The sequence below is a fragment of the Kitasatospora sp. NPDC089509 genome, from assembly GCF_044749365.1.
Classification (GTDB): Bacteria; Actinomycetota; Actinomycetes; order Streptomycetales; family Streptomycetaceae; genus Kitasatospora.
The window spans coordinates 20,992-41,706 of the sequence record NZ_JBIVHS010000022.1 but is presented as its reverse complement, the minus strand read 5'-3'; the positions used below and the strand labels follow the sequence as shown (position 1 = coordinate 41,706).

Below are 20,715 nucleotides of genomic sequence, written 5' to 3'. Positions count from 1 at the left end.
GGGTCAGGCCCCCTGGGGGCGGGCGGCCAGGCGCTCGAAGCGCAGGACGAGCCCGTCCAGCAGCGCCTCCAACCCGGTCTCGAAGGCGCCTTCGTCGACCGTCCCCCGGTGCCCGGCGAGCCGGTGCGCCTCGCCGAGGTGCGGGTAGTCGGCCGCGTCGTAGACCTCGGCGTCGGCCGGGAACCCGGCCGCGAAGGAGGCCAGCGCGGAGCCGGTGACGAAATAGCGCATCAGCGCGCCGATCCGGGTCGCCTGGCCGCGCGGCCACCCGGCGTCCACCAGGTGCCCGAACACGGCGTCGGCCAGGCGCAGCGCGTTGGGCCGGCGCCCCGGCCCCTGGGCGAGCACCGGGACGATGTTGGGGTGGGCGGCCAGTGCGGCGCGGTAGGAGCGCGCCCAGTCGCGCAGCGCCTGCGGCCAGGGGATGTCCCGGCCGTCGAACATCGACAGGTCGACTTCGCCGATGACGCTGTCGACCACCGCGTCCAGCAGCTCGTCCTTGGTGGCGAAGTGGTTGTAGAGCGACGGGCCGCTGACCGAGAGCTCGGCGGCGAGGCGACGGGTGGAGAGGGCCTCCGAGCCCTCGTCGTCGATCAGCCGCAGAGCCGCGGCGACGATGCGCTCGCGGCTGAGCAGCGGGGTGCGCGGGCGGGCCATCGGGTCGCTACCTCCGGTCGGGTGGGGCGGGGACCGATTCTGGCAGGTGCCCCTTCCCAGTGCGGGCGGGTCGGGGCTACAGTCCCAGTAAAACTTGCAGCGCTAGTTTAACGGGATGGCACCGTTATGAATCTGGAGTTGTCCGAAGAACAGGGCGCCGTGCGGGACCTCGCCGCCGCGTTCACCGACCGCGAGATCGTTCCGTACGCCACCGAGTGGGACCGCGCCGAACAGGTCGACCGCGCGATCATCGGCAGACTCGGGAAGGTCGGCTTCCTCGGCCTGACCATCCCCGAGGAGTACGGCGGCAGCGGCGGCGACCATCTCGCGTACTGCCTCGTGCTGGAGGAACTCGGGCGCGGCGACTCGGCCGTGCGCGGGATCGTCTCGGTCTCGCTCGGCCTGGTCGGCAAGTCGATCAACGGCTTCGGCACCGAGGAGCAGAAGCGGCACTGGCTGCCCCGGCTCACCTCCGGCGAGGCCCTCGCCTGCTTCGCGCTCACCGAACCCGGCACCGGCTCCGACGCCGCCCACCTCACCACCCGGGCGGTGCGCGACGGCGGAGACTGGCTGATCACCGGCGCCAAGACCTTCATCACCAACGGCACCTGGGCCGACGTCGCCCTGGTCTTCGCCCGCACCGGCGGCGACCACCCCGAACACCAGGGCCACCGGGGCATCACCGCCTTCCTGGTCCCCACCGACCTGCCCGGTTTCGGCCGCACCGAGATCCACGGCAAGCTCGGCCTGCGCGGCCAGGCCACCGCCGAACTCGCCCTGGACGGCGTCCGGGTGCCGGACAGCGCCCGGCTCGGCGAGCTCGGCAAGGGCTTCACGGTGGCGATGGCCGCACTGGCCAAGGGGCGGATGTCGGTCGCGGCGGGCTGCGTGGGCATCGCCCGCGCCTGCCTGGAGGCCGCCGTCCGCTACGCGGGCGAGCGCGAGCAGTTCGGAAAGCCGATCGCCTCGCACCAGCTCGTCCAGGAACTGCTGGCCGGCATCGCGGTGGACGTCGAGGCGGCCCGGCTGCTCACCTGGAAGGTCGCCGACCACATCGACCGCGGGCTCCCGTTCGCCACCGAGTCCTCCGTCGCCAAGCTGTACGCGAGCGAGGCCGCCGTCCGGGCCGCCAACAACGCGCTCCAGGTGTTCGGCGGCTACGGCTTCATCGACGAGTACCCCGTGGGCAAGTACCTGCGCGACGCCCGGGTGATGACCCTCTACGAGGGCACCAGCCAGATCCACCAGCTGCTCATCGGGCGCGCCCTGACCGGCGTCAACGCCTTCTGAGCCGCTCCGTCCCACCCCCGGGCGCCCGCGCTCGGACACCGGAGAACCCGAACACCGGACACCAGACCACCCCGAACACCAGACAGCCCGAACATCCGATAGAAGGAGCACGACGTGCGTCCTGTCTACTTCGCCGCCGCCCGCCGCACACCCATCGGCCGGCTGCGCGGAGCGCTCGCCACGGTCCGGCCGGACGACCTCTCGGCCACCGTGCTGCGGGCCCTGCTCGCCGACGTACCCGCCCTCGACCCGGCCCGGATCGACGACGTCTACTGGGGCGCCGCCAACCAGGCCGGCGAGGACAACCGCAACGCCGCCCGGATGGCCGTCCTGCTGGCCGGCCTGCCCGAGACCGTCCCCGGCGCCACCGTCAACCGGCTCTGCGCCTCCGGCCTGGAGGCCGTCACCCTCGCCGCCCGGGCCATCGGCTCCGGCGAGGCGGACGTGGTACTGGCCGGCGGCTGCGAGTCGATGACCCGCGCGCCCTTCGTCCTGCCCCGCCCCGACGAGGCGCTGCCGCACCGGATCGAGACCTTCGACACCCGGCTCGGCTGGCGGCTCACCAACCCGCGGATGGCCGAACTGCACGGCGTACTCAGCATGGGCGAGACCGCCGAGGAGGTGGCGGGCCGGTACGGCATCGGGCGCGAGCGCCAGGACGCCTTCGCGCTGCGCAGCCACCAGCGGGCCGCCGCCGCCCGCAAGGACGGGCACTTCGACGCCGAGCTGGTCCCGGTCGAGCGGCCGGACGGCGTGACGGTGAGCCAGGACGAGGGCATCCGCGAGGACACCAGCCTGGAGAAGCTGGCCCGCCTCAAGCCCGCCTTCCGCCCCGGCGGCACCGTCACGGCCGGGAACGCCTCGCCGATGAACGACGGCGCGGCCGGGCTGCTCCTGGTCGGCGAGGAGGCGCTGCACGACCTCGGACTGCAGCCGCTCGGCCGGTACGTGGCCGGAGCCTCGGCCGGGGTGCACCCGGACGTGATGGGCATCGGGCCGGTGCCGGCCACCGCCAAGGTGCTCGGACGGGCCGGGTGGAGCCTCGCCGACCTGGACACCGCCGAGCTGAACGAGGCCTTCGCCGCCCAGGCGCTGGCCTCCGCCGACGGCATCGGGTTCAGCCCGGAGCGGGCCGACGAGGTGGTCAACCCGAGCGGCGGGGCGATCGCCCTCGGCCACCCGCTGGGCGGCTCGGGCGCCCGCATCCTCACCACCCTGCTGCACCGCATGCGCCGCACCGGCGCCCGGCGCGGTCTGGCCACGATGTGCGTGGGCGTGGGGCAGGGTACGGCCGTGCTGGTCGAGCACGCCTGAGCCCCGGAAGGGACCAGCGGGTCCCGGCAGGGGCTCGGCACGAGCCCGGAATGAGCCCGGAGCATCCGGGGAGTCTCCAGTGAACGAAGGAGGAAGCGGCATGGCACGTTTCGCGGGGAAGGTCGCCGTGGTGACCGGCGCGGCGCAGGGCATCGGTGCGGCCACCGCCCGGCGGCTGGCGGAGGAGGGCGCGACCGTCGCGGTGGTCGACCTGACCGCCGACCGGGCGGCCGGGACGGTCGCCGAGATCACCGCCAAGGGCGGCACCGCCCGGGCCTACGGCTGCGACGTGGCCGACTACGACGCCGTCGACGCGGTGTTCGCCCGGGTCGTGGAGGAACTCGGCGGGCTGCACGTCCTGGTGAACAACGCCGGGATCACCCGGGACAACCTGTTCTTCAAGATGCCCAAGGCCGACTGGGACGCCGTCCTGACGGTCAACCTGACCAGCGCGTACAACTGCAGCCACGTGGCGCAGAAGTACATGGTGGCGCAGAAGTACGGGAAGATCGTCTCGCTCAGCTCGCGCTCCGCCCTCGGCAACCGGGGCCAGGCCAACTACGCGGCCGCCAAGGCCGGCATCCAGGGGCTCACCGCCACCCTGGCGATCGAGCTCGGGCCGTTCAACATCAACGTCAACGCCGTCGCCCCCGGCTACATCGCCACCCCGATGACGGCCGCCACCGCCGAGCGGGTCGGCGCCACCGCCGAGGACCACCAGACCGAGGTGGCCGCCCGGACGCCGCTGCGCCGGGTCGGTCAGCCGGAGGAGGTCGCCTCGGTGGTGGCCTTCCTGGCGAGCGAGGAGGCCTCGTACGTCAGCGGCCAGACGCTGTACGTCAACGGCGGGGCCCGGTAGCTCCGACTTGCTCCGGCCTGCTCCGGCCTGCTCCGGCTTGCTCGGAGTTGCTCCGGCTTGCTCCGGTTGCCCGGGTCCGTCCCGGGCGTCTCCGGGCGGTCCGCTTGAGATGCGTGGGCGCTGGGTAGATACGGTTAATATTCATTGAATATTACTGACGTGTCATCACATGGCCGTCCCAGGTGGGTGGTTACTTTTCCCTGGGACGGCCTTTACCTTTTCGCGTAGCCGATCATGACCATGGGCCCGGTCGGGTGACCCCACCAAATGACTATGGCATGATCATGCGGCACTCGATGGGATGTCCGAACCGACCCGACCGGACCTGGTCGGGCTCTCTGCGTCCCAAGGAGTCCCATGGGCAGCCCCGCCACCCTCCGCCGTGCCCTGGCTCTGCTCGCCGTGGGGGCCACCGCCCTCACCGCCGGCACCATCGCGGTACCGGCCGTCGGCGCCGCGACCGCCGCCCCCGCGTACGACTACTCGGGCGTCCACGTCCGCCCGGCCTCCTTCGGCCACCACCTCGCCACCTCGCACCCGGTGCCGCTGACCACCACCCAGTGCGTCAGCCAGGTCGGCATCCACTGCTACTCGCCGCTCCAGTACCAGACCGCCTACAACCTGGCGCCGCTGTACAAGGAGGGCATCACCGGCAAGGGCCGCACGATCGTCATCGTCGACTCCTTCGGCTCGCCGACCATCCAGCACGACCTGGAGGTCTTCGACAAGCAGTGGGGTCTGAAGGACACCCAGGTCGAGGTCCGCAAGTGGGGCAACGTCCCCGTCTTCGACCCGAAGAACTCCGACCACACCGGCTGGGCCGGCGAGACCACCCTGGACGTCGAGTACGCCCACGCGATCGCCCCCGACGCCCACATCGTCCTGGTCGAGACCGGCGTCGCCGAGACCGAGGGCACCACCGGCCTGCCCGAGATGATGGACGCCGAGAAGGACCTCATCAAGAAGGGTGTCGGCGACGTCATCTCGCAGAGCTTCGGCGCCACCGAGAACACCTTCCCGGGCTACGACAAGGGCGACTTCAAGTCGCTGACCGACCTGCGCTACGCCTTCAAGGCCGCCGCCGGGCGCAACGTCACCGTCCTCGGCGCCTCCGGCGACAACGGCGCGACCGACTCGCAGTCCAACGGCACCGACCTGTACCCGTTCAAGGTCAACTCCTGGCCGTCCTCGGACCCGCTGGTCACCTCGATCGGCGGCACCCAGCTGACCCTGGACGACAACGGCAAGCGCACCGCGGCCGACAAGGTGTGGCACGACAAGTCCGGCGCCGGCGGCGGTGGCGTCTCGGGCGTCTTCCAGCGCCCGTGGTACCAGGCCGGCGTCGCGGACGTCACCGGTGAGCACCGCGGCACGCCCGACATCAGCATGAGCGCGGCCGTCGACGGCGCCGCCTGGACCTACGAGTCCTACGACCCGACCGCGGTCGGCTGGCACCTCACCGGTGGCACCAGCGAGGCCACCCCGCTGTTCTCGGGCATCGTCGCGCTCGCCGACCAACTGGCCGGCCACCGCCTCGGCCAGATCAACCCGAGCCTGTACGGCCTGAGCCTGCTCCCGAGCAAGTGGAGCGGCATCGTCGACGTCAAGGACGGCGACAACGGCTGGGGCGGCGTCACCGGCTACAACGCCACCGAGGGCTACGACCTCGCGAGCGGTCTGGGCACCATCGACGGCGCCAAGTTCGTCCACGCGCTCGCCGGCGACATCCAGGGCGACGACAACAGCCAGGGCGACGAGCAGTAAGCAGTCGCGGTTGGTCGATGCATGACGGCTGACAAGTAACAGCGAACGGATAACAGATTTCAACATCTGTTATCCGTTCGCTGTTTTCTGTCGGTTGTTCTCTGTCAGTTGTTCTCTGTCGGCTGTTCGCTGTTCGCTGTTCGCCGCCAACTGGCCGCCGGACAGCGGTCGTCGGCGCCTTCCCGACCGACCGGGCTCAGGCCCGGTCGGCCGCCGCCGGGGTGGCGGCCAGCTGCGCGAGGTAGCGCTCGGCGGCGCGGAGCTTGCGGTTGTCGGGGCCCGGGAGGAAGGCCCGCAGCTCGATGATCTCCGGGGCGATCCGGAGGGCCTCCGCCCGGTCGGCGATCGAACGCCAGCAGGCTTCGGCGTTGGTGGCCGCCCGCTGGGTCTCCGGGTGGTCCGCCCCCTGCGAGCGGAGCAGCGTCAGGGCCACCTCGCGGTAGATGTCGGCCGCCTCGGCGGTTCGGCCCGCGAGCCGGCAGACGTGGGCGCGCACCTGGCGCACCTGGAGGACCGGCTCGGAGACGGCCCCGTGCTCGGCGATCGCCTCCAGTTCGAGGGCGAAGGCGAGATCGGTGGCGGCGGCGTGGTCCCCCGCGTCGGCGCTGCGGACGATCCGTCCGATGACCTCGCGGTAGTCCTCGCGCGGCGCGACGGCGGCCGGAGCGGGCGGCGGGGGCGGCGCGTCGGACGGCACCGCGTCCTCGGCCGCGACGGCGTCCGTCGGGACCTCGTCCTGCGGCACTTCGTCCGCGGGAACGACGTCCTGCGGTGCCTCCTCCTCGTCCTCCGGGACGGCGTCCTGCGGCACCTCGTCCACCGGCACCTCGTCCTGGGGCTCCTCGGCCACTGCCGCGTCCTCGGTGGCACCGCCGACGGCGTCCTCGGCGTCCTCCTCCAGCACGTCGGTGTCCGAGGTCTCGGGCTGGGCCTTGCGCAGCGTCACACCCGCCGCGGGCTCGGCCTCCGCCACCGACGGCACGGCGTCGGCGGGGCCGCCCTTGCTCAGGCGCACGTTCGGCTCCGCCTCGGCGGGCTGCTCGCCCGCCTTCAGCAGGCTGACCGGGCGGGAGGCCCGGGGCGGCGTGGGCGGCACACCGGGCTTGATCAGGCTCGCCGGGCCGCCGACCGGCGTGGTCGGCACCGGAGCCGCAGCCTCGACCGATGCCGCAGCCCCAGCCTCGACCGCAGCCGCAGCCGCCCGCTCGACCACGGCGTCCTGCGGCGCGGCCCGGCGCGGCAGCGACGGCACGGCGTCCGCGACCGGCGGCAGGTCCGCCACGGGCGGCGCGTCCGGCAGCGGCAGCAGCACGTCCGCCACCGGGGCCTCGCCCCGGCGGGCCGTGTTGCGGAAGACCGGACGGTCCGGGGCGTGGGTGGCCAGGATGACCACGTCCGGCCGGAGCACCGAGTAGACCTGCTGGCGCAGTTGCTCGGGAGCGAGCACCTCGCCCGCACCCGGGCGACCGCCGTGCAGCGCCTCGATCAGGGCCCGGGTGAAGGTGCCGATCTGCTCCGGGTCCGGGCTGACCACCGCCCACAGCGGGATGCCCTCGCTGAGCGGCGAGACGGTGCCCTGGAGGTACGGCCAGGCGTTCTGGTCGGCGCTCAGGTCGGCGATGACCAGGGTCTGCCACTCGGCCGGACGGTGGCTCAGTTCGGCGGCGACGGCCTGCCAGGGCAGCCCGTCCTGCTTGGCGTCGCGCAGGGTGAGCTGCAGCTGCCCGCCGCGCTTGTCGGCGACCACGTGCCCGCCCAGGTGGACCAGCAGCGGCCCGGGGTGCCGGGAGGCGGCGCGCAGGTGGGCGAGGACGGTGTGCGGGTCACCGGCACCGGGGAGGTGGACGGCGTCCACCGCGTCCGCGGCCAGCAGCACCTGCGGCGAGACGGCGGCGAGCATCGCCGACAGCACCGGCGCCTGGGCGGCACCGCCCCGGCCCCAGGTGCGGCGGCCGGAGTTGCCGTAGCCGCCCTCGATCACCAGGATCCGGCCGCGCGGCGCCGCGCCCAGCCCGCCCGGGCCCGTCGGAGTCGAGCCGGCGGAGACCGGCGCGGGAGAGGCCGGAGCGGGCCCGGCAGTGGCCGCAGCCGCACCCGGCACCGCAGCGCCCGCGGCGGGCAGGCCGGTGAGGGTCCACCCGGTGGGCGGCACCGGCGGGGCCGGGGGCACGGGCGGCGGTTCGTACAGTGCGGCGGGCCCGGGCGGGTGCTCCTCGGCGGGCTGGCGCGCGGGCGGCGGCGGTACGGCGTCCCAGGGGCCCGAGTCCGCGGTCGGCTCGGGACCTCCGGAAACAGCTGTCGTCTCCGCCATCTTCTGGTCACCGCCCCGCCCCGCCGCTGTCGCGGCGTCTGATGCCCCTGCTTTCGTGGTGCCTGCCACCACGTCCCGTGCGCGCCACCCTACGAGATCGCGGCACACCCGAGCCAGGCCGGGTGGTCGATCGGCGCGCCACACCGTCGGCACCGGCCGCTATCGTGCCGTCATGACCGGCTCCGTCCTCCCCCTGCTGTTCCTCGACGTCGACGGACCGCTCATCCCCTTCGGCGCCCCACCGCCCGGCGGCTACCCCGAGTTCCCGGGCCCGACCGGGGGCAATCCGCTGGTGGCCCGGGTCGATCCGGGCCTCGGAGCGCGGCTGCTGCGCCTGCCCTGCGAACTGGTCTGGGCCACCACCTGGTTGACGGACGCCGACGCCTGCCTCGCGCCCCGGCTCGGCCTGCCGCACCTGCCGTACGTGGACTGGCCGGTCACGGACGAACCGGATCAACCGGATCAACCGGGCGTGCCGAACGGAGGCACCGGGGGCGGCGCCCAACTGCACTGGAAGACCCGCACCTTGGTCGCCCGGGCGGGCGGGCGCCCGTTCGCCTGGGTGGACGACGAGATCACCCCGGCCGACCGCCGCTGGGTCCGGACCCACTCCCCCGCGCCCGCGCTGCTGCACCGCGTCGATCCCCAAGTCGGCCTCACCGGGACCGACTTCGCCGTCCTCGACGCCTGGCTTCGGACGGTCTGACCCGGGCGCGTCCCGGATCCGGCGCGGGGTTCGCCGTCGGACCGCCGCCAAGTCGCGGCGGCCGTCGTCGGGTTGGCCACGTCAGCCGGCCGGGACGTCCACCCGGGCCACCACCTCCCTGCCGCGCCGGGTCAGGAGCCGGCCAGCAGGTCGCGGAGCAGGGCGACCGTGTCGGCGTCGAGGTCCCGGCCGGTCCGGCGGCTCAGCGCGTCGAGGCGGTTGACGGCGCGCAGGAGCTGGTCGCGCGCGCCGGCCGAGGCGTAGGCGTAGAAGAGGTCCCGGTGCAGGAGTTCGACGTCCGGGGCGACGGCCAGGCCGCGGAAGACGGCCGCCTCGGCGCTGCGGTGGTCGCCGTACTGGAGGCGGCGGGCGGCGAGTTCGTGGGCGGTGTCGACGATCGCCGCGATCATGTCCTGGCGCTCCGCCTCGGCCCAGCCGTACGAGGCCGGCGGCGCCTCGGCGAACGGGGCGCCGCGGACCAGGGCCAGCGCGTGGGCGAGGGCGGCGTCGGCGGTCGCGCTGGTGCTGCGCATGCCGCGCCGGTAGAGGCTGCGGAACTCGTCCCAGTCGCAGGTGACGGCCGGGGCGAAGGCGTAGCCCTCGGCGGACTCGGTGGGCAGGTAGGCGCGGCCCTCCGGCGAGCTGCCGAACCAGGCCGCCAGGTCGGCGAGTTTGGCCGGGAGCGGGCTCCTGGCGTCGGCGGTGGTGGGGTGCGGGTCGAGGTGCGCGGCACCCGGGTGGAGGTCGTGGTCGAGCGCCTGGTGGTCGGCGCCCGGGCGCAGCGCGAGGTAGACGGCGAGCTCGGTGAGCCGGCCCAGCGCGCCCGGTTCGACCGCGCCGGGGGTGCCGGCCACGTCGACCGGGCCGAGCAGTCGGATCCGGGGGGCGTTGCGCGGCGAGTGCGCCTCCGGGGAGCGGAGGATGGCCAGCAGGTCGTCGCTGTCGCTGCGGCCGGGGGTGGTCCGGGCGACCGGGGCGGCGGCCGCCGGGCCGGGCTCCGGCGCGGGCTCCGGCCGGGCCGGGACGCGCGGGTCGACACCGGTGGGCACGGAGGCGCTCTGGTGCGTCGGCGCCGGCTCGGCGGTCGCCGGCGGCAGCACGGGCGGCTGCGGGGCCACCGGCCGTACGGGCTGGACCGGGGCCACCACGACCGGTGCGTCCGCCGTCGCCGGTGCCGCCTCGGCGGTCCCGGCGTTCCCGGCCGTACCGGCGGGTCCGGTGGTTCCGGTGGCACCGGCCGTTGCAGCCGTTGCGGCGGTTGCCGCGGGCTCGGTCGCCTCGGCGGGCGCGCCCGTCCCGTCGGGTTCGGCCGGCAGCCGCAGGTCACGGGTGGCCTCGTCGGCGGGCTGCTCGGTCCCGGTGGCCGCCTGCCGCCCCTGCCCGTTGACGGCGAACCGCGCCGGACCGGCCGAGGTCGGCACCGGAACCGGTACGGGAGCAACGGGAGCAGCGGTGGGCACCGGAGCGGGCACGGGCACCGGCGAGACCGGGTCGGTGCCCGCGAAGGGGCTGGCGCCGGTCCCGATGACCCGGGCCAGCAGCCGGGGTCCGGCGGCCGGCTCCGCCCCCTCCTCGGCCGTCGCGCCCGGAGCGCCGACGGCGGCCAGGACCGGTACGGCGAGCGGCAGTTCGGTGGTGTCGGTGTCCTCGTCCAGGTCCTGGTCGAGGCCCGGGCCGTCCAGGGTCCAGGCGGGCGCCGGGTGTTGGGTGGTGTCGTCGGCGGCCCGGAGCAACTCGGCGACCTGGTCGTACTGGTGGTCGTCCAGCCGCTGGAGCTCGACGGTCAGGTGCAGGCCGGGAATGGCGGCCTGGCCGGTGGTCGGCAGCGTCCAGCGGGCCACCGGTCCGGTGCCGCGCTCGGGGGCACGGGTGATGACGGCGACGCAGGTGCGCGGGCGGGCGTCCAGCAGTCGGCCGAGTTCGGCCGGGGTGTCGCCACCGGGCTGCTGGGCGCAGAGCACGATCTCCGGCACCCAGGACTCGTCCGCCTGGCCCCGGCTGCGGGCCTCGCGCGGGCTGGTGGCGTCGGCCGCGACCAGGGTGGCACGGGCCTTGGCGGTGCGCGGGCCGAGGGCGGCCAGCGCGGCCTCCAGGGTGGGGTGGCGGTGGATCCGCTCGGCGGCCGGCCCGGTGATCGCCACCTCCTCGGCGAGGTCCACCAGGTGCAGGTGGAGCTTGTCGGCCAGCGGGCTGTGGGCGAGCTCGATGGCGAGGGTCCGCAGCACGTCGCGGGCGTCGTCGGGGTGCCCGGACAGGTGGAGCAGCCGGACCGCCTCCAGGTCGGCGAGCACCACCGATCCGTCCGGCGAGGTGCCCAGGGTGACCAGCGCGGGGTAGGGCGCGGCGGTCTTGCGGGCCTGGGCGGGGTTCAGCAGGTCGCCGGATTCGTCGCTGCACCACCAGACGTTGGCGGCGTGCGCCGCGCGGAACGGCGCGATCGGGGTGGCCGGGCCGGACAGGTGCAGCTCGATGGTGTGGTCGGGGGTGATCCGGGCCGCGACGATCGCGGGCAGCCGCTTGCCGCCGCGCACGACGTTGCGGGCCAGGGTGCGCAGGGCACGGTCCAGCAGCTCCAGACCGGCCTGGTCCTGGCGGACCAGCAGCTCGTTCTCGAAGGCGGCGGCCTCGGCGTCGGGCATCGCGATGCGGTGCCGGGGGCGACGGGCGCGCAGCTGGGTGCCGCGCTTGTAGGCGACGGTGCCGACCATGATGGCGGCCAGCAGGACGCCCACGGTGGAGGCGCCGAGCGCGACGCTGTAGTCGTCGCTGGGTGCCGGGTCGGCGTGCGCGACCGGGGCGGGGGCGGGGGTGTGGGCGGGCGCCTGGGACGGCGCGGGGGCCTGCGCCGACGGGGTCTGGGTCGCCGGGGCCTGGGTCGCCGGGGCCGGCGCGGGCGTGGCCGCGGGAGCGGGCGCCGGATCGGCGGCGGCCCCGGAGCCCGAACCGGACGCGGGCGCGGGGGCGGGCGCGGGGGTCGGCGCGGCCGTCCCCGGGACGGTGAGCACCATCCCCGGTTCCAGCACGTCGGGATCGGTCAGCCGCTCACCGTCCGGGGCCTGCACCCCCTTGTTCGCCTCGAACAGCTTCGGCCAGGCCTCGCCGTCCCCCAACTCCCGCTGGGCGATGGCCGACAGGCTGTCCCCGGACCGCACGGTCACCGTCTTCTGCCCGCTCGGCGCCGGCTCCGTCCCGGCCTGCGGCACCTGGGCCGCGGCCGGAGCCTGGCCCTGGCCCTGCTCGGGAGCCGGAGCCGGAGCCGGGGCCTGGTCCGGTGCGGGCGTCTGGGCCTGGGGCTGCGCCCCGTCCGGCTTGGCGTCCGCCGGCATCAACAGCTCCCAGCCGGGCTGGATCGGCCGCTCCGCGTCGAACGTGCTGCCCGAATCCCCCATCGCCCGGCCCTCGTTGAGCTTGGCGATCTCCACCCAGCGCTCGCCGGAGCCCAGTTGGCGCTCCGCGATGGACCACAGGCTGTCGGCCGGACGGCTGTCCCGCACGGTGTACGTGGGGTGCCGGTCCGCCGCCGGGGCCAGCGCCGGCGCCGAGGCCGCGGCGGGCAGCGCCGCCCGCTGCACGCCGGGGCTCAACTGCGCCTGGGCGACCGGGGTGTGGGCCAGCTCCGGCACCGCCGCGAAGGACGATCCGGCCACCGGAAGCAGTGCGAGCACCGAGCCGACCAGCCCGGCCGCGATCCGCTGGCTCCAGCCGAAGGCCGGGATCCGGCGGGCGATCCGGCCGCGCAGCTGGGCGGGGATCTCCAGCAGGACGGAGAGCGCGAAGCACGCCCAGGCCAGCCAGCCGACCACCACCAGCAGCCAGAGGAACAGCCGCCCGTCGTCCGGACTGGTGAGCGCCTCGCCCACCCCGCCGGACGCGACGTCGCCCATCGAGGCGACCGCCTGGGTGCCGTACAGCAGCAGGGCCGGGACGCCGAACAGCAGGGCGAGCAGGGTGACCAGCGCGCCGAGCGCGGCGATCAGCGCGCCGCCGCGGCCGGACCGGCGCCCGGGCCGGGCGTGCCCTCTCACGCTTCGCCGCCCGCCCTTCCCGCTCCCACCCGGACCGGTCCCACCCGAACCGGATCCACTCGAACCGGATCCGCCCGGACCGGTCCTCCTGGAACCGGTTCCACCCGAGCCGGTCACGCCCGGGCCGGTACGGGCCTGGGCAGTACGGGCCTGGTCCTTGGCACGTGGCGCGGCCATCAGTCGGTCTCCGCTTTCTCGACTCCGTGGACGAGGGTCGCACTGCCCCTGCCCGTTACCTTCCGCTCCCCGAGGGCGCCCAGCAGGACCGGCCGGTAGTCGGCCTGCACGGTGACCGTGACGACCTTGCCGTCATCGGAGAACTCGACGTCGCCGGCCCGCAGTTCGCAGAACTTCAGGTAGGCGTCGGCGGCCTGTCGGACGTAGTCCTGCCGGACCTTGAAGCCCTTCCCCTGGAGCACCGCCGCCTGGTCGAGCTGCTGCCCACCGACCCGTGCGGCCTCCTGGGCGCAGGCGTCGGTGCGTTCGGCGACCCGCAGCCGGCCGCCCGCGTCGATCACCAGCGCGATGACGAGCACCAGGTAGGCCGCGCAGATCGCGACGAAGAGGGCGACCGCGCCCCGGTCCGACCGCCGCCCGGCCGGGCGGCGCGGAGCACGGCCCCGCAACCGACTCAGCACCCGCATCCCCTCCCCCCGATCCGCACGATGTCTCCCCACCGGCTCCCCACCGGGCGCCACTCGGTGCCGTTGCGTCATCCCCCGAGCGCTCTCCGCTTGCGTCTCCCCCGCGCGGGCCGTCCCCAATCCCCCTGCCGCGCCCGTTGCGGCCCGCGCGCCGCCAGTTGCCGCCGTCATGTGCCGCGGTAGCGGTCCATCACGGAGGTGAACTCCCCGCGGAGGTGCTTCGTCACGGGCAGGCCGGACGGTCCGCCGAGCAGGTCGACCAGCTCGACGTCGCAGTCCACGGTGACCTTGACGGTCGCCACCGGGCCGCCCGGCAGGTCCAGTTCGCCCTGGGTGACCTGGACGTTCTGGTTGCCGCAGGACACGCCCTGCTGGCGCAGCGTCGCGAGGGCGGAATCCCGCGCGGGCTGGTCCACCCCGGCGACGCTGCGCTGCAGCGAGCCGGTCCGGGCCCCGGCGCGGGCCGCCGCCTCCACCGTGCCCGCCGTGGTCTGCACCCGCCCGGCGGCGATCGCCAGCAGGACCAGCCCGACCACGCCCGGGACCACGATCGCCGCTTCGATCGCGATCCCGCCCCGGTCCGGGCGACGCGGCCGGCGCCACCACCTGGACCGGTCGACACCCTCGACACCCTCGACACCTTCAGCGCCCCCGCCGCTCCCGTCGCCCGCGCGTCTCACGGCGCCACCACCGGCGGGACGAAGCGCTCGCGCGGCGCCTCGGCGTACTGGCGCACGCTCGGCCCGTTGAGCCCGGGGATCAGCAGCGGCGGCGTCAGCTCCACGGTGACCCTGATCGTCTCCGGCGTGCTGCCGTCGGTGCCCACCTGGTACGAGGTCAGGCCCTGGCGGTCCAGGAAGTCCCGGGCCTGCCGCCGGGCGGCCTCGTCCTTCGTCTGCTCCGTCGTGTCGCCCTGCACCCGGCCGGCGTCCACGCCCTCGCGGGCGGCGGTGAGCGCGACCTGCCGGTCGTACCAGATCAGCGCGGCCTGGACGACGAGCAGCAGGAGCAGCAGGACGACCGGGAAGACGATGGCCAGGCTGAGGCTCATCGATCCCCGGTCGCCGCGACGGCGGAGCAGGCGAAGCAGGTCGGTCACTTGGTGGAGCCGCCCGCGCCGCCGCCACCGGGCAGGTTCGGGTCCTGCTGGACCTTGGTGACCACCTTGTCCTTCAACAGGTACAGCGCGGTCGCGACGGCGCCCGCGACGAACACCAACGCGATGATGGCGAGGGCGAGTTCGATGCTGATGGCGCCGCGGTCGCCGCGCGCCCGGGCGGCCCGCAGCCGTCCCAGCCGCAGGGTGAACAGCAGCAGCGCGAACTGCACGGGCAGCAGGACGGGTCGCAGCACCCGGCCGGCCAGCTGGGCGAGTCGTACGGTCATCGGGGTTTCTCCAGGGGTGAGGTGTGGTGTCAGCTGCTCACTGGCGAAGGTCAGTTGAGCATCTGGTGGAGCGCGGGGAAGACGATCAGGACGGTCATCAGCAGCGTCAGGGCGGCCCCCGGCGCGACCATCCGTTCGCTGTCGGCGTTGGCGCGGGCGAGGTCCTCGGCCAGCAGTTCGCCGCGCAGGCCCTTGGCGCGGGCCCGCAGGGTGTCGTACACGGCGGCGCCGTCGGTGCCGGACAGCCGCATGATGTCGGCCACGTCCTGGAGCGGCGTGAGGCCCAACTCCTCGGCCAGCGCGTCGAGTCCGGCCCAGGGCGGGAGCCGGTCGGTGGCGGCGCGCTCCAGCGCGTCGCGGATCCGCCGGAACACCGCGCCCTGGCCGACCGAGGCGGCCCGGCGCAGCGCCTCGGCGGGGCCGCAGTCGGCGGCCCGCTCCATGGCGACGAGTTCCAGGTAGGCGGCGATGCCGTGCAGGTACTCGGTGCGGGCCTCCTTGGCCTCCCCGCGCACCACCCCGTCCGGGACGAACCAGAGCAGCCCGGCCAGCAGCGGCCCGGCGACCAGCGGCAGGGCGAAGGGCAGGCCGACGTCCACCAGCACCGCCATCGCGCCCAGGTAGGCGGGCAGCACCAGGCCGAGCGCGGCGAACAGCAGCTTGTGGACCATGAACCGGGCCGGGGTGCGGCCGATCAGGGCGAGCTCGCGGCGCGGGATCGTCACCCCGCGCAGGGTGAGCGAGCGTTCGCCGATCCGGTCGTACCAGCGCGGCCGCTCATCCGGGTCGGGTTCGCGGTCCGCCGGGGCGCGGTGCAGCCGGTCCAGCGCCTGGCGCAGGTCCGGTGGGGCGGGCCGCAGTTCGGCGACCAGCAGGGCGATGCCACCGGCCGCGACGGCGCCGGCCAGCACGGACCAGGGGGAGATCACCGGACCTCCCCGAGCTGCTCGGCCGACTCCGGCTCGGACCCGCGACCCGCCGCCGGGCCGGGGCGGCGCCCGCCCTTGCTGCGCCGGTCCGGGGCGAGCAGCCGGGGCACCGGCGGGTGCGCGGCCAGCGCCCGCATCCAGGCGATGATCGCGACGAACAGGGCGGCGACCACGGCCAGCACGATCTGGCCGAGGAAGGTCCCGTACGGGCGGGTGTACTCGCTGTTGAACGAGCCGACGGTGACGACCAGCACGATGATGCCGACCAGCCAGCGGATGGTGGTGCGGTGCTTGGCCCGGTCGGCCTCGATGGCGCGGCGCTGGCGGACCTCCTCGCGCACCGACTCGGCCATGTCGGAGAGGGTCCGGGCCAGGCCCGGGCCGCTGTCCCCGGCGCGCAGCACGAGGGCGGCGAGCACCTTGTCGGCGGTGGCGTCGGCCAGGCTGTCCGCGAAGGCGTGCAGCGCCTCCTCGGGCCGCCAGCGGGCCTGCAGCCGGGCAGCCAGTTCGCCGATCTCCTCCTCCAGGGCGGCGGGGGCGGTGCGGCGGCTGGTGACGATGGCCTGGTTGAGGCCGACGCCGAGCAGCAGCACGTCGGCGATCCGCTGGGTCCACTCGGACAGCGCCTCCAGCCGCTCGATCCGGTGGGTGTCCGGGCGGGTGGTGTCGAACAGCCAGGGCAGGCCGAAGACGGCCAGCGGCACCAGCAGCGCGGTCAGCGGGATGCGGGTGAACAGCCAGGCCAGCGGGGCGCCGATGAGCGCGAGCGGCAGCTGGATCCGGCGCAGCCGGACCATCCGCAGCGAGGCGGCGCCGGGGGCGCCGTACCAGAAGACGTGGGCGCGACCGGCCAGCGGGTTGTCCGGGCGGGCGGGCGCGTCCTCGTCGACGGGCTCGCTGCCGCGGACCCAGACCACCAGGGCGACCAGGCCGCCGGCGACCGCCAGCCCGCACAGGGCGTAGAGCAGCATCATCGCGCGCCACCGCCGATCCGCAGCTGCAGCGGGGCGGCCCAACTCCCGTACCGGGAGCCGAGCAGGGCCGCGTCAAAGCCGGCCCGGCGCAGGTCGTCCAGGCACTGCGGCGGGGTGTGCGGGACGGCCCGCGGTTCGCCGAGGTCCGGCCGGGGGCCGAAGACGGTGTTCAGCGCGGGCCGGCCGCTCTCGCCGAGGCCGGTGACCTCCAGGACGTGCGAGACGAAGCGGTGCCGGCGGCCGCCGACGGCGGTCTCGTCGACCATGGCGACGTGCACGATGAGGTCCAGGGCGTTGGCGGTGAGCCGGTAGGCGAGCGCGTCGGTCATGTGCGAGCCGTACTCCAGGCAGAGTTCGGCGATCCGGTCGACCACCATGTGCGGGCCGCGGGCGTGCAGGGTGCACATCGAGCCGCCCTCGCCGTTGGTCATGACCCGCAGCATCGGGACCACCTCGCCGGAGCGGACCTCGCCGACGATGATCCGGGAGAGCGTCATCCGCAGCGCGGCCGGGATGAGGTCGCCGATCGACAACTCCCCGGCCAGGCGGCCCTCGACGCGTTCCCCGTTGCCCTCGCGGGCCTCCATCGGGACGACCTGGCGCAGGTGGCCGAGGGTGTGCAGCCAGAGCTCGAACTCCGACTCCAGGGTGCCGATCCGCTCGTCCGGCGGGATCTCGGCGGCCATCGCGCGCAGCAGGCTGGTCTTGCCGACGCCCTGGGTGCCGGTGATCATCACGTTCTTCCGGGCCCTGATCGCGGCGGCCAGGAAGGCAGCCAAGGTCCCGTCCAGGGTGCCGAGTTCGACCATCTCGGGCAGGGTCGCCGAGGCCACCCGGTGGCGTCGGATCGCCACGTACGGGCGGGGCGTCACCTCGGTGAGCGCCTGGAGGCGCATGCCGCCCTCCAGGCGCAGCGCGAGGGTCGGGCTGGCGGTGGACAGGCCGCGCTCGCCGCCGCCGTGCTGGCGGGCCAGGTCCTGGAGCAGTTCCACGAGTTCGGCGTCGCTGTCGGCCACCGGCGGTACCTGGCGCAGGGGTTGGTGGACCTTGGAGACCCAGACGTCGTCGCAGCCGTTGACCAGGATGTTCTCGATCTCCGGGTCGTCCAGGTAGGGCTGGAGCCGACCGGCCCGGAACAGCAGGTCGAAGACGGCCTCGGCGAGGGCGCGGTCCTGCTCCCGGGTGGGCGGGATGCCGTGGGTCTGCGCATAGGCGTCGGACCAGCGGGCGACCGCCTCCTCGATCAGCGCGCGGCCGCGCTGCCGACGGGTGGCGCGGTCCGGCTCGGCCCCGGAGGCGGTGGTCAACCGGGTGATCTGCTGGTGCAGTTCGGCCGCGACCTGGCGCTTGAGCTCGCGGGCGACCTGCGGGTCGACGGCCGGGCGGGTGGCGGCGCCCCGCAGGTCCAGCGACGGCAGCTGGGAGGGCACGGCGGTGGGCCCGCCGGGGTCGCCGCCGGGCGGCGCGACCTGGCCGGGAGCGGCCGGCGCCTGCGGGGCGACCGGGCCGGGCCGGTAGGCCTGCGGCTGCGGCTGTGCCTGCGGGTGCGGCTGTCCGGCGCCCGGTACCGGCGCGGTCCAGGGCAGGGCGGCCGGGTCGGCCGACGGGTGCTGGTGCAGGGGGCTACCGCGCACGGAGCACCTCCCCGGGGTTGTACGGGTAGTGGCCGTCACCGTCGGCCTGACGGTCCGTCACCGTCGGCTGTTGGAGCTGGTACTGGCCGTCCTCGCCGACCGGACCGGTGGCCTGCACGTGCGCCGGGAACGGCGCCGGCGCGGCGGGCTGCGGCGCCAGGCCGGCCAGCGGTGCGACCGGGCCGGTGGTGATCACCGGCGGGACGTACGAGGGCGGTTCGCCGTCGTACGGGCCATGGGCCGACTGCCCGGGGTCGGGGTGCCCGTACCCGGGCTGCGGGTAGCCGGACTGCGGGTAGCCGGGCCGACTCTGAGGCTCCTCACCGTAGGCCGACTGCCCGTACGCGCTCGGCCCGTACGGGCTCGGCGCGGGCGCCTGCGGCGCCGGAGCGACCGGCCCGGGTGCCACCGTCACGGGCGTCACCGGCACCGGCCCCGCCGGCATCGGCGCCACCAGCAGGGGCGCGACGGCTCCGGGCCCACCCGGTCCGCCCGCCGCGGTGAGCCGGGCGGGCGCGGCAGCCGTCGCGGCGGCGTTCGGCGCGAGCCGCTGCCGCCGCCGGCGGACCAGCAGCTGCACCTCGTCCGCCGCCGAACGGGCCGTGCGCATCAGTTCGGAACGGATGAACCGCCGGTCGGTGGTGTCCCCGCCGTCGGAGAGCACCCGCGCGGTGCGGGTGGCGTGCGGCAGCTCGCCGAGCACCGGCAGGCCGAACTCGCGGGACACCTCCGCGCCCGAGTACGGCCCCTCGGCGATCAGCAGCAGCCCGAGCGCGTCCGTGCCGGTCCCGCCGGCGGCCAGGTCCTCGCCGAGCGCGGCGAGCCGGGGGCGGGCGGCGCTCAGCCCGCGCAGGGTGCTGCGGACCGTCACCGCCACCACGTCGGCGCGGCGGGCCAGCACCGCGCTGGCCCCGGTGGCACCGGAGCGGCCGAGGTCGACGATGACGTCGTAGCCCTGCTGCTCGATGCCGTGCAGCAGTTCGGCGAGCGGCTCCCAGGTGTAGGCGAGGCCGGGCGCCTGGGCCGGGTCGGTGAGGCCCGGCAGCAGCAGCCGCTCGGCGTCGCCCTCGGGCGAGAGGTCGATCAGCTGCTCCCAGATGGTCTGGGCGAGCAGCCCGCGCCGGTCGGCCACGGCCAGGTTGCGCAGCCCGTACACCGCCTCGACCCGGCCCTCCAGGGCCCCGGCGAGCACCGCGCCGCCGTCCGGGTCGGCCTCGACCAGCAGGATCCGCCGGCCGGGCTGGAGCGGCCAGGCCAGCAGCAGCGCCAGGGCGGTCGTGGTGGCGCCGGGCGCGCCCGGGCCGCCGACGACCGCGATCACCGCCATCAGGCGCCACCCGTTCCGGCCGTCCCCGACGGTACGGCGGCCCCGCCGGGGGGTGTGGCACCGGCGGCGGCCGCACCGCTCGGGGCCGAGGAAGGCACGGTCGAGGGCGCGGCGGAGGGCGCGGTCGAGGGGGCGGCCCCGGTGGCGCGCGGCGCCAGCAGCACCTGGATCCGCCCGCCGGCCACCCACTGGGCCAGCCGGGGCCCGTCCGCCGAGCCGACCGCCACGTCGACCACCTGGCTGCCGTCGGTGTCCACCCGACCGACCGTGATGACCGTCGCGGCCAGCGAGTCGGGCCGGCCGTTGTCGGGGGTGTTCACGACGACGATCTGCACCCCGGGCTGGAGCCTGCTGGCGGGCAGCTGGGTGCGCTTGGCCGACACCCCGACCACGATCTGCCCCGGCTGCACCGTCAGGCCCTGGGCCAGGTCCGAGCCGGTCAGCATGGCGCCGCGCTTGAGGTCGGTGGAGGCCCGCAGGCCGACGGCCCTGGCCCGGTCCTGGGCGGAGACCGGCCGCAGCGCCGGGTCGCTCGCGATCCGGGCCACCACCAGGTCGTCGTCGGTGATCACCTGGCCCCACGGGACGTCCCGGGCCAGCGCCAGCACCGCGACCCGCTGGCCGGTGCTGTTGTAGAGGACGGCGCCGCCCAGCCCACCGGCCGCGATCAGCGCGACCGCCATCGCCAGCACCGCGGGGCGCCGGCGCCGGGCCCGCAGGGTGCGGGCGGGCGCGTGCGGCACCGCCCGGCCCCGGCCGCGTCCGCCGCCGCCCTGCTCCTGCTGCTCCGGGAGCGCCACGGACACCGCGGCGCCTGCGGGTGTGCCGGATCCCGGCGTCGCGAATGTACGGTTCTCCACCGGGTTCCGCCCTTCCCTGGTTCGCTGTCTGACTG

General features: G+C 75.4%; 17 protein-coding genes. 5 read left to right on the top strand and 12 right to left on the bottom strand.

What is annotated here, in order from left to right; all coding sequences use genetic code 11:
- Nucleotides 1-3: 3 nt before the first annotated feature.
- On the bottom strand, nt 4-657 hold the full coding sequence (locus ACIP4P_RS33710) for a TetR/AcrR family transcriptional regulator (RefSeq protein WP_400925005.1): 654 nt from the start codon (nt 655-657) through the stop codon (nt 4-6).
- Between the two features lie 126 nt (nt 658-783).
- Here ACIP4P_RS33710 and ACIP4P_RS33705 point away from each other — a divergent pair, with 126 nt between their 5' ends.
- The 4 genes from ACIP4P_RS33705 to ACIP4P_RS33690 all read left to right on the top strand — a co-directional run bounded on the left by ACIP4P_RS33705 (nt 784) and on the right by ACIP4P_RS33690 (nt 5,884).
- Nucleotides 784-1,947, top strand: a complete 1,164-nt coding sequence (locus ACIP4P_RS33705; protein ID WP_400925003.1) for an acyl-CoA dehydrogenase family protein — start codon at nt 784-786, stop codon at nt 1,945-1,947.
- A gap of 114 nt (nt 1,948-2,061) precedes the next feature.
- Complete coding sequence (locus tag ACIP4P_RS33700; protein ID WP_400925001.1) at nt 2,062-3,261, top strand: thiolase family protein; 1,200 nt, start codon at nt 2,062-2,064, stop codon at nt 3,259-3,261.
- A 100-nt stretch (nt 3,262-3,361) separates the two neighbouring features.
- Complete coding sequence (gene fabG / locus ACIP4P_RS33695) at nt 3,362-4,120, top strand: 3-oxoacyl-ACP reductase FabG (RefSeq protein ID WP_400924999.1); 759 nt, start codon at nt 3,362-3,364, stop codon at nt 4,118-4,120.
- A 357-nt stretch (nt 4,121-4,477) separates the two neighbouring features.
- On the top strand, nt 4,478-5,884 hold the full coding sequence (locus ACIP4P_RS33690; RefSeq protein WP_400924998.1) for a S8 family serine peptidase: 1,407 nt from the start codon (nt 4,478-4,480) through the stop codon (nt 5,882-5,884).
- 196 nt (nt 5,885-6,080) lie between these two features.
- Here the strand turns inward: ACIP4P_RS33690 and ACIP4P_RS33685 are convergent, their stop codons facing one another.
- Complete coding sequence (locus tag ACIP4P_RS33685) at nt 6,081-8,195, bottom strand: hypothetical protein (protein ID WP_400924996.1); 2,115 nt, start codon at nt 8,193-8,195, stop codon at nt 6,081-6,083.
- 172 nt (nt 8,196-8,367) lie between these two features.
- On the opposite strand from ACIP4P_RS33685, the gene ACIP4P_RS33680 reads away from it, so the two are divergent.
- Nucleotides 8,368-8,901, top strand: coding sequence for an HAD domain-containing protein (locus tag ACIP4P_RS33680; RefSeq protein ID WP_400924994.1), 534 nt, complete (start codon nt 8,368-8,370; stop codon nt 8,899-8,901).
- Nucleotides 8,902-9,032: 131 nt separating this feature from the next.
- On the opposite strand, the gene ACIP4P_RS33675 is transcribed toward ACIP4P_RS33680, so the two are convergent.
- The 10 genes from ACIP4P_RS33675 to ACIP4P_RS33630 all read right to left on the bottom strand — a co-directional run bounded on the left by ACIP4P_RS33675 (nt 9,033) and on the right by ACIP4P_RS33630 (nt 20,626).
- A complete protein-coding gene (locus ACIP4P_RS33675) occupies nt 9,033-12,926 on the bottom strand; it encodes a LysM peptidoglycan-binding domain-containing protein (protein ID WP_400924992.1) in 3,894 nt (1,297 codons plus the stop codon).
- Nucleotides 12,927-13,102: 176 nt separating this feature from the next.
- Nucleotides 13,103-13,570, bottom strand: a complete 468-nt coding sequence (locus tag ACIP4P_RS33670; protein WP_350512720.1) for a hypothetical protein — start codon at nt 13,568-13,570, stop codon at nt 13,103-13,105.
- Nucleotides 13,571-13,737: 167 nt separating this feature from the next.
- Nucleotides 13,738-14,106 (bottom strand): pilus assembly protein, encoded by a 369-nt coding sequence (locus ACIP4P_RS33665; RefSeq protein ID WP_400924990.1) that lies wholly within the window; start codon nt 14,104-14,106, stop codon nt 13,738-13,740.
- Between the two features lie 140 nt (nt 14,107-14,246).
- On the bottom strand, nt 14,247-14,621 hold the full coding sequence (locus ACIP4P_RS33660; protein WP_350512718.1) for a TadE/TadG family type IV pilus assembly protein: 375 nt from the start codon (nt 14,619-14,621) through the stop codon (nt 14,247-14,249).
- Nucleotides 14,622-14,665: 44 nt separating this feature from the next.
- Nucleotides 14,666-14,956, bottom strand: coding sequence for a hypothetical protein (locus tag ACIP4P_RS33655; RefSeq protein ID WP_400924987.1), 291 nt, complete (start codon nt 14,954-14,956; stop codon nt 14,666-14,668).
- A gap of 50 nt (nt 14,957-15,006) precedes the next feature.
- Nucleotides 15,007-15,885, bottom strand: a complete 879-nt coding sequence (locus tag ACIP4P_RS33650; RefSeq protein ID WP_350512716.1) for a hypothetical protein — start codon at nt 15,883-15,885, stop codon at nt 15,007-15,009.
- Complete coding sequence (locus tag ACIP4P_RS33645; RefSeq protein ID WP_400924985.1) at nt 15,882-16,859, bottom strand: type II secretion system F family protein; 978 nt, start codon at nt 16,857-16,859, stop codon at nt 15,882-15,884. The genes ACIP4P_RS33650 and ACIP4P_RS33645 overlap by 4 nt, the downstream gene beginning before the upstream one ends.
- Nucleotides 16,856-18,493 carry a CpaF family protein gene (locus tag ACIP4P_RS33640; RefSeq protein WP_400924983.1) on the bottom strand — a complete coding sequence of 546 codons (1,638 nt, stop codon included), beginning with the start codon at nt 18,491-18,493 and terminating at the stop codon, nt 16,856-16,858. The genes ACIP4P_RS33645 and ACIP4P_RS33640 overlap by 4 nt, the downstream gene beginning before the upstream one ends.
- Nucleotides 18,483-19,820, bottom strand: a complete 1,338-nt coding sequence (locus ACIP4P_RS33635) for a hypothetical protein (RefSeq protein WP_400924981.1) — start codon at nt 19,818-19,820, stop codon at nt 18,483-18,485. Before ACIP4P_RS33635 ends, ACIP4P_RS33640 begins: the two co-directional genes overlap by 11 nt.
- A complete protein-coding gene (locus tag ACIP4P_RS33630) occupies nt 19,820-20,626 on the bottom strand; it encodes an SAF domain-containing protein (protein ID WP_400924979.1) in 807 nt (268 codons plus the stop codon). The genes ACIP4P_RS33635 and ACIP4P_RS33630 overlap by 1 nt, the downstream gene beginning before the upstream one ends.
- Between the last annotated feature and the right edge of the window lie 89 nt (nt 20,627-20,715).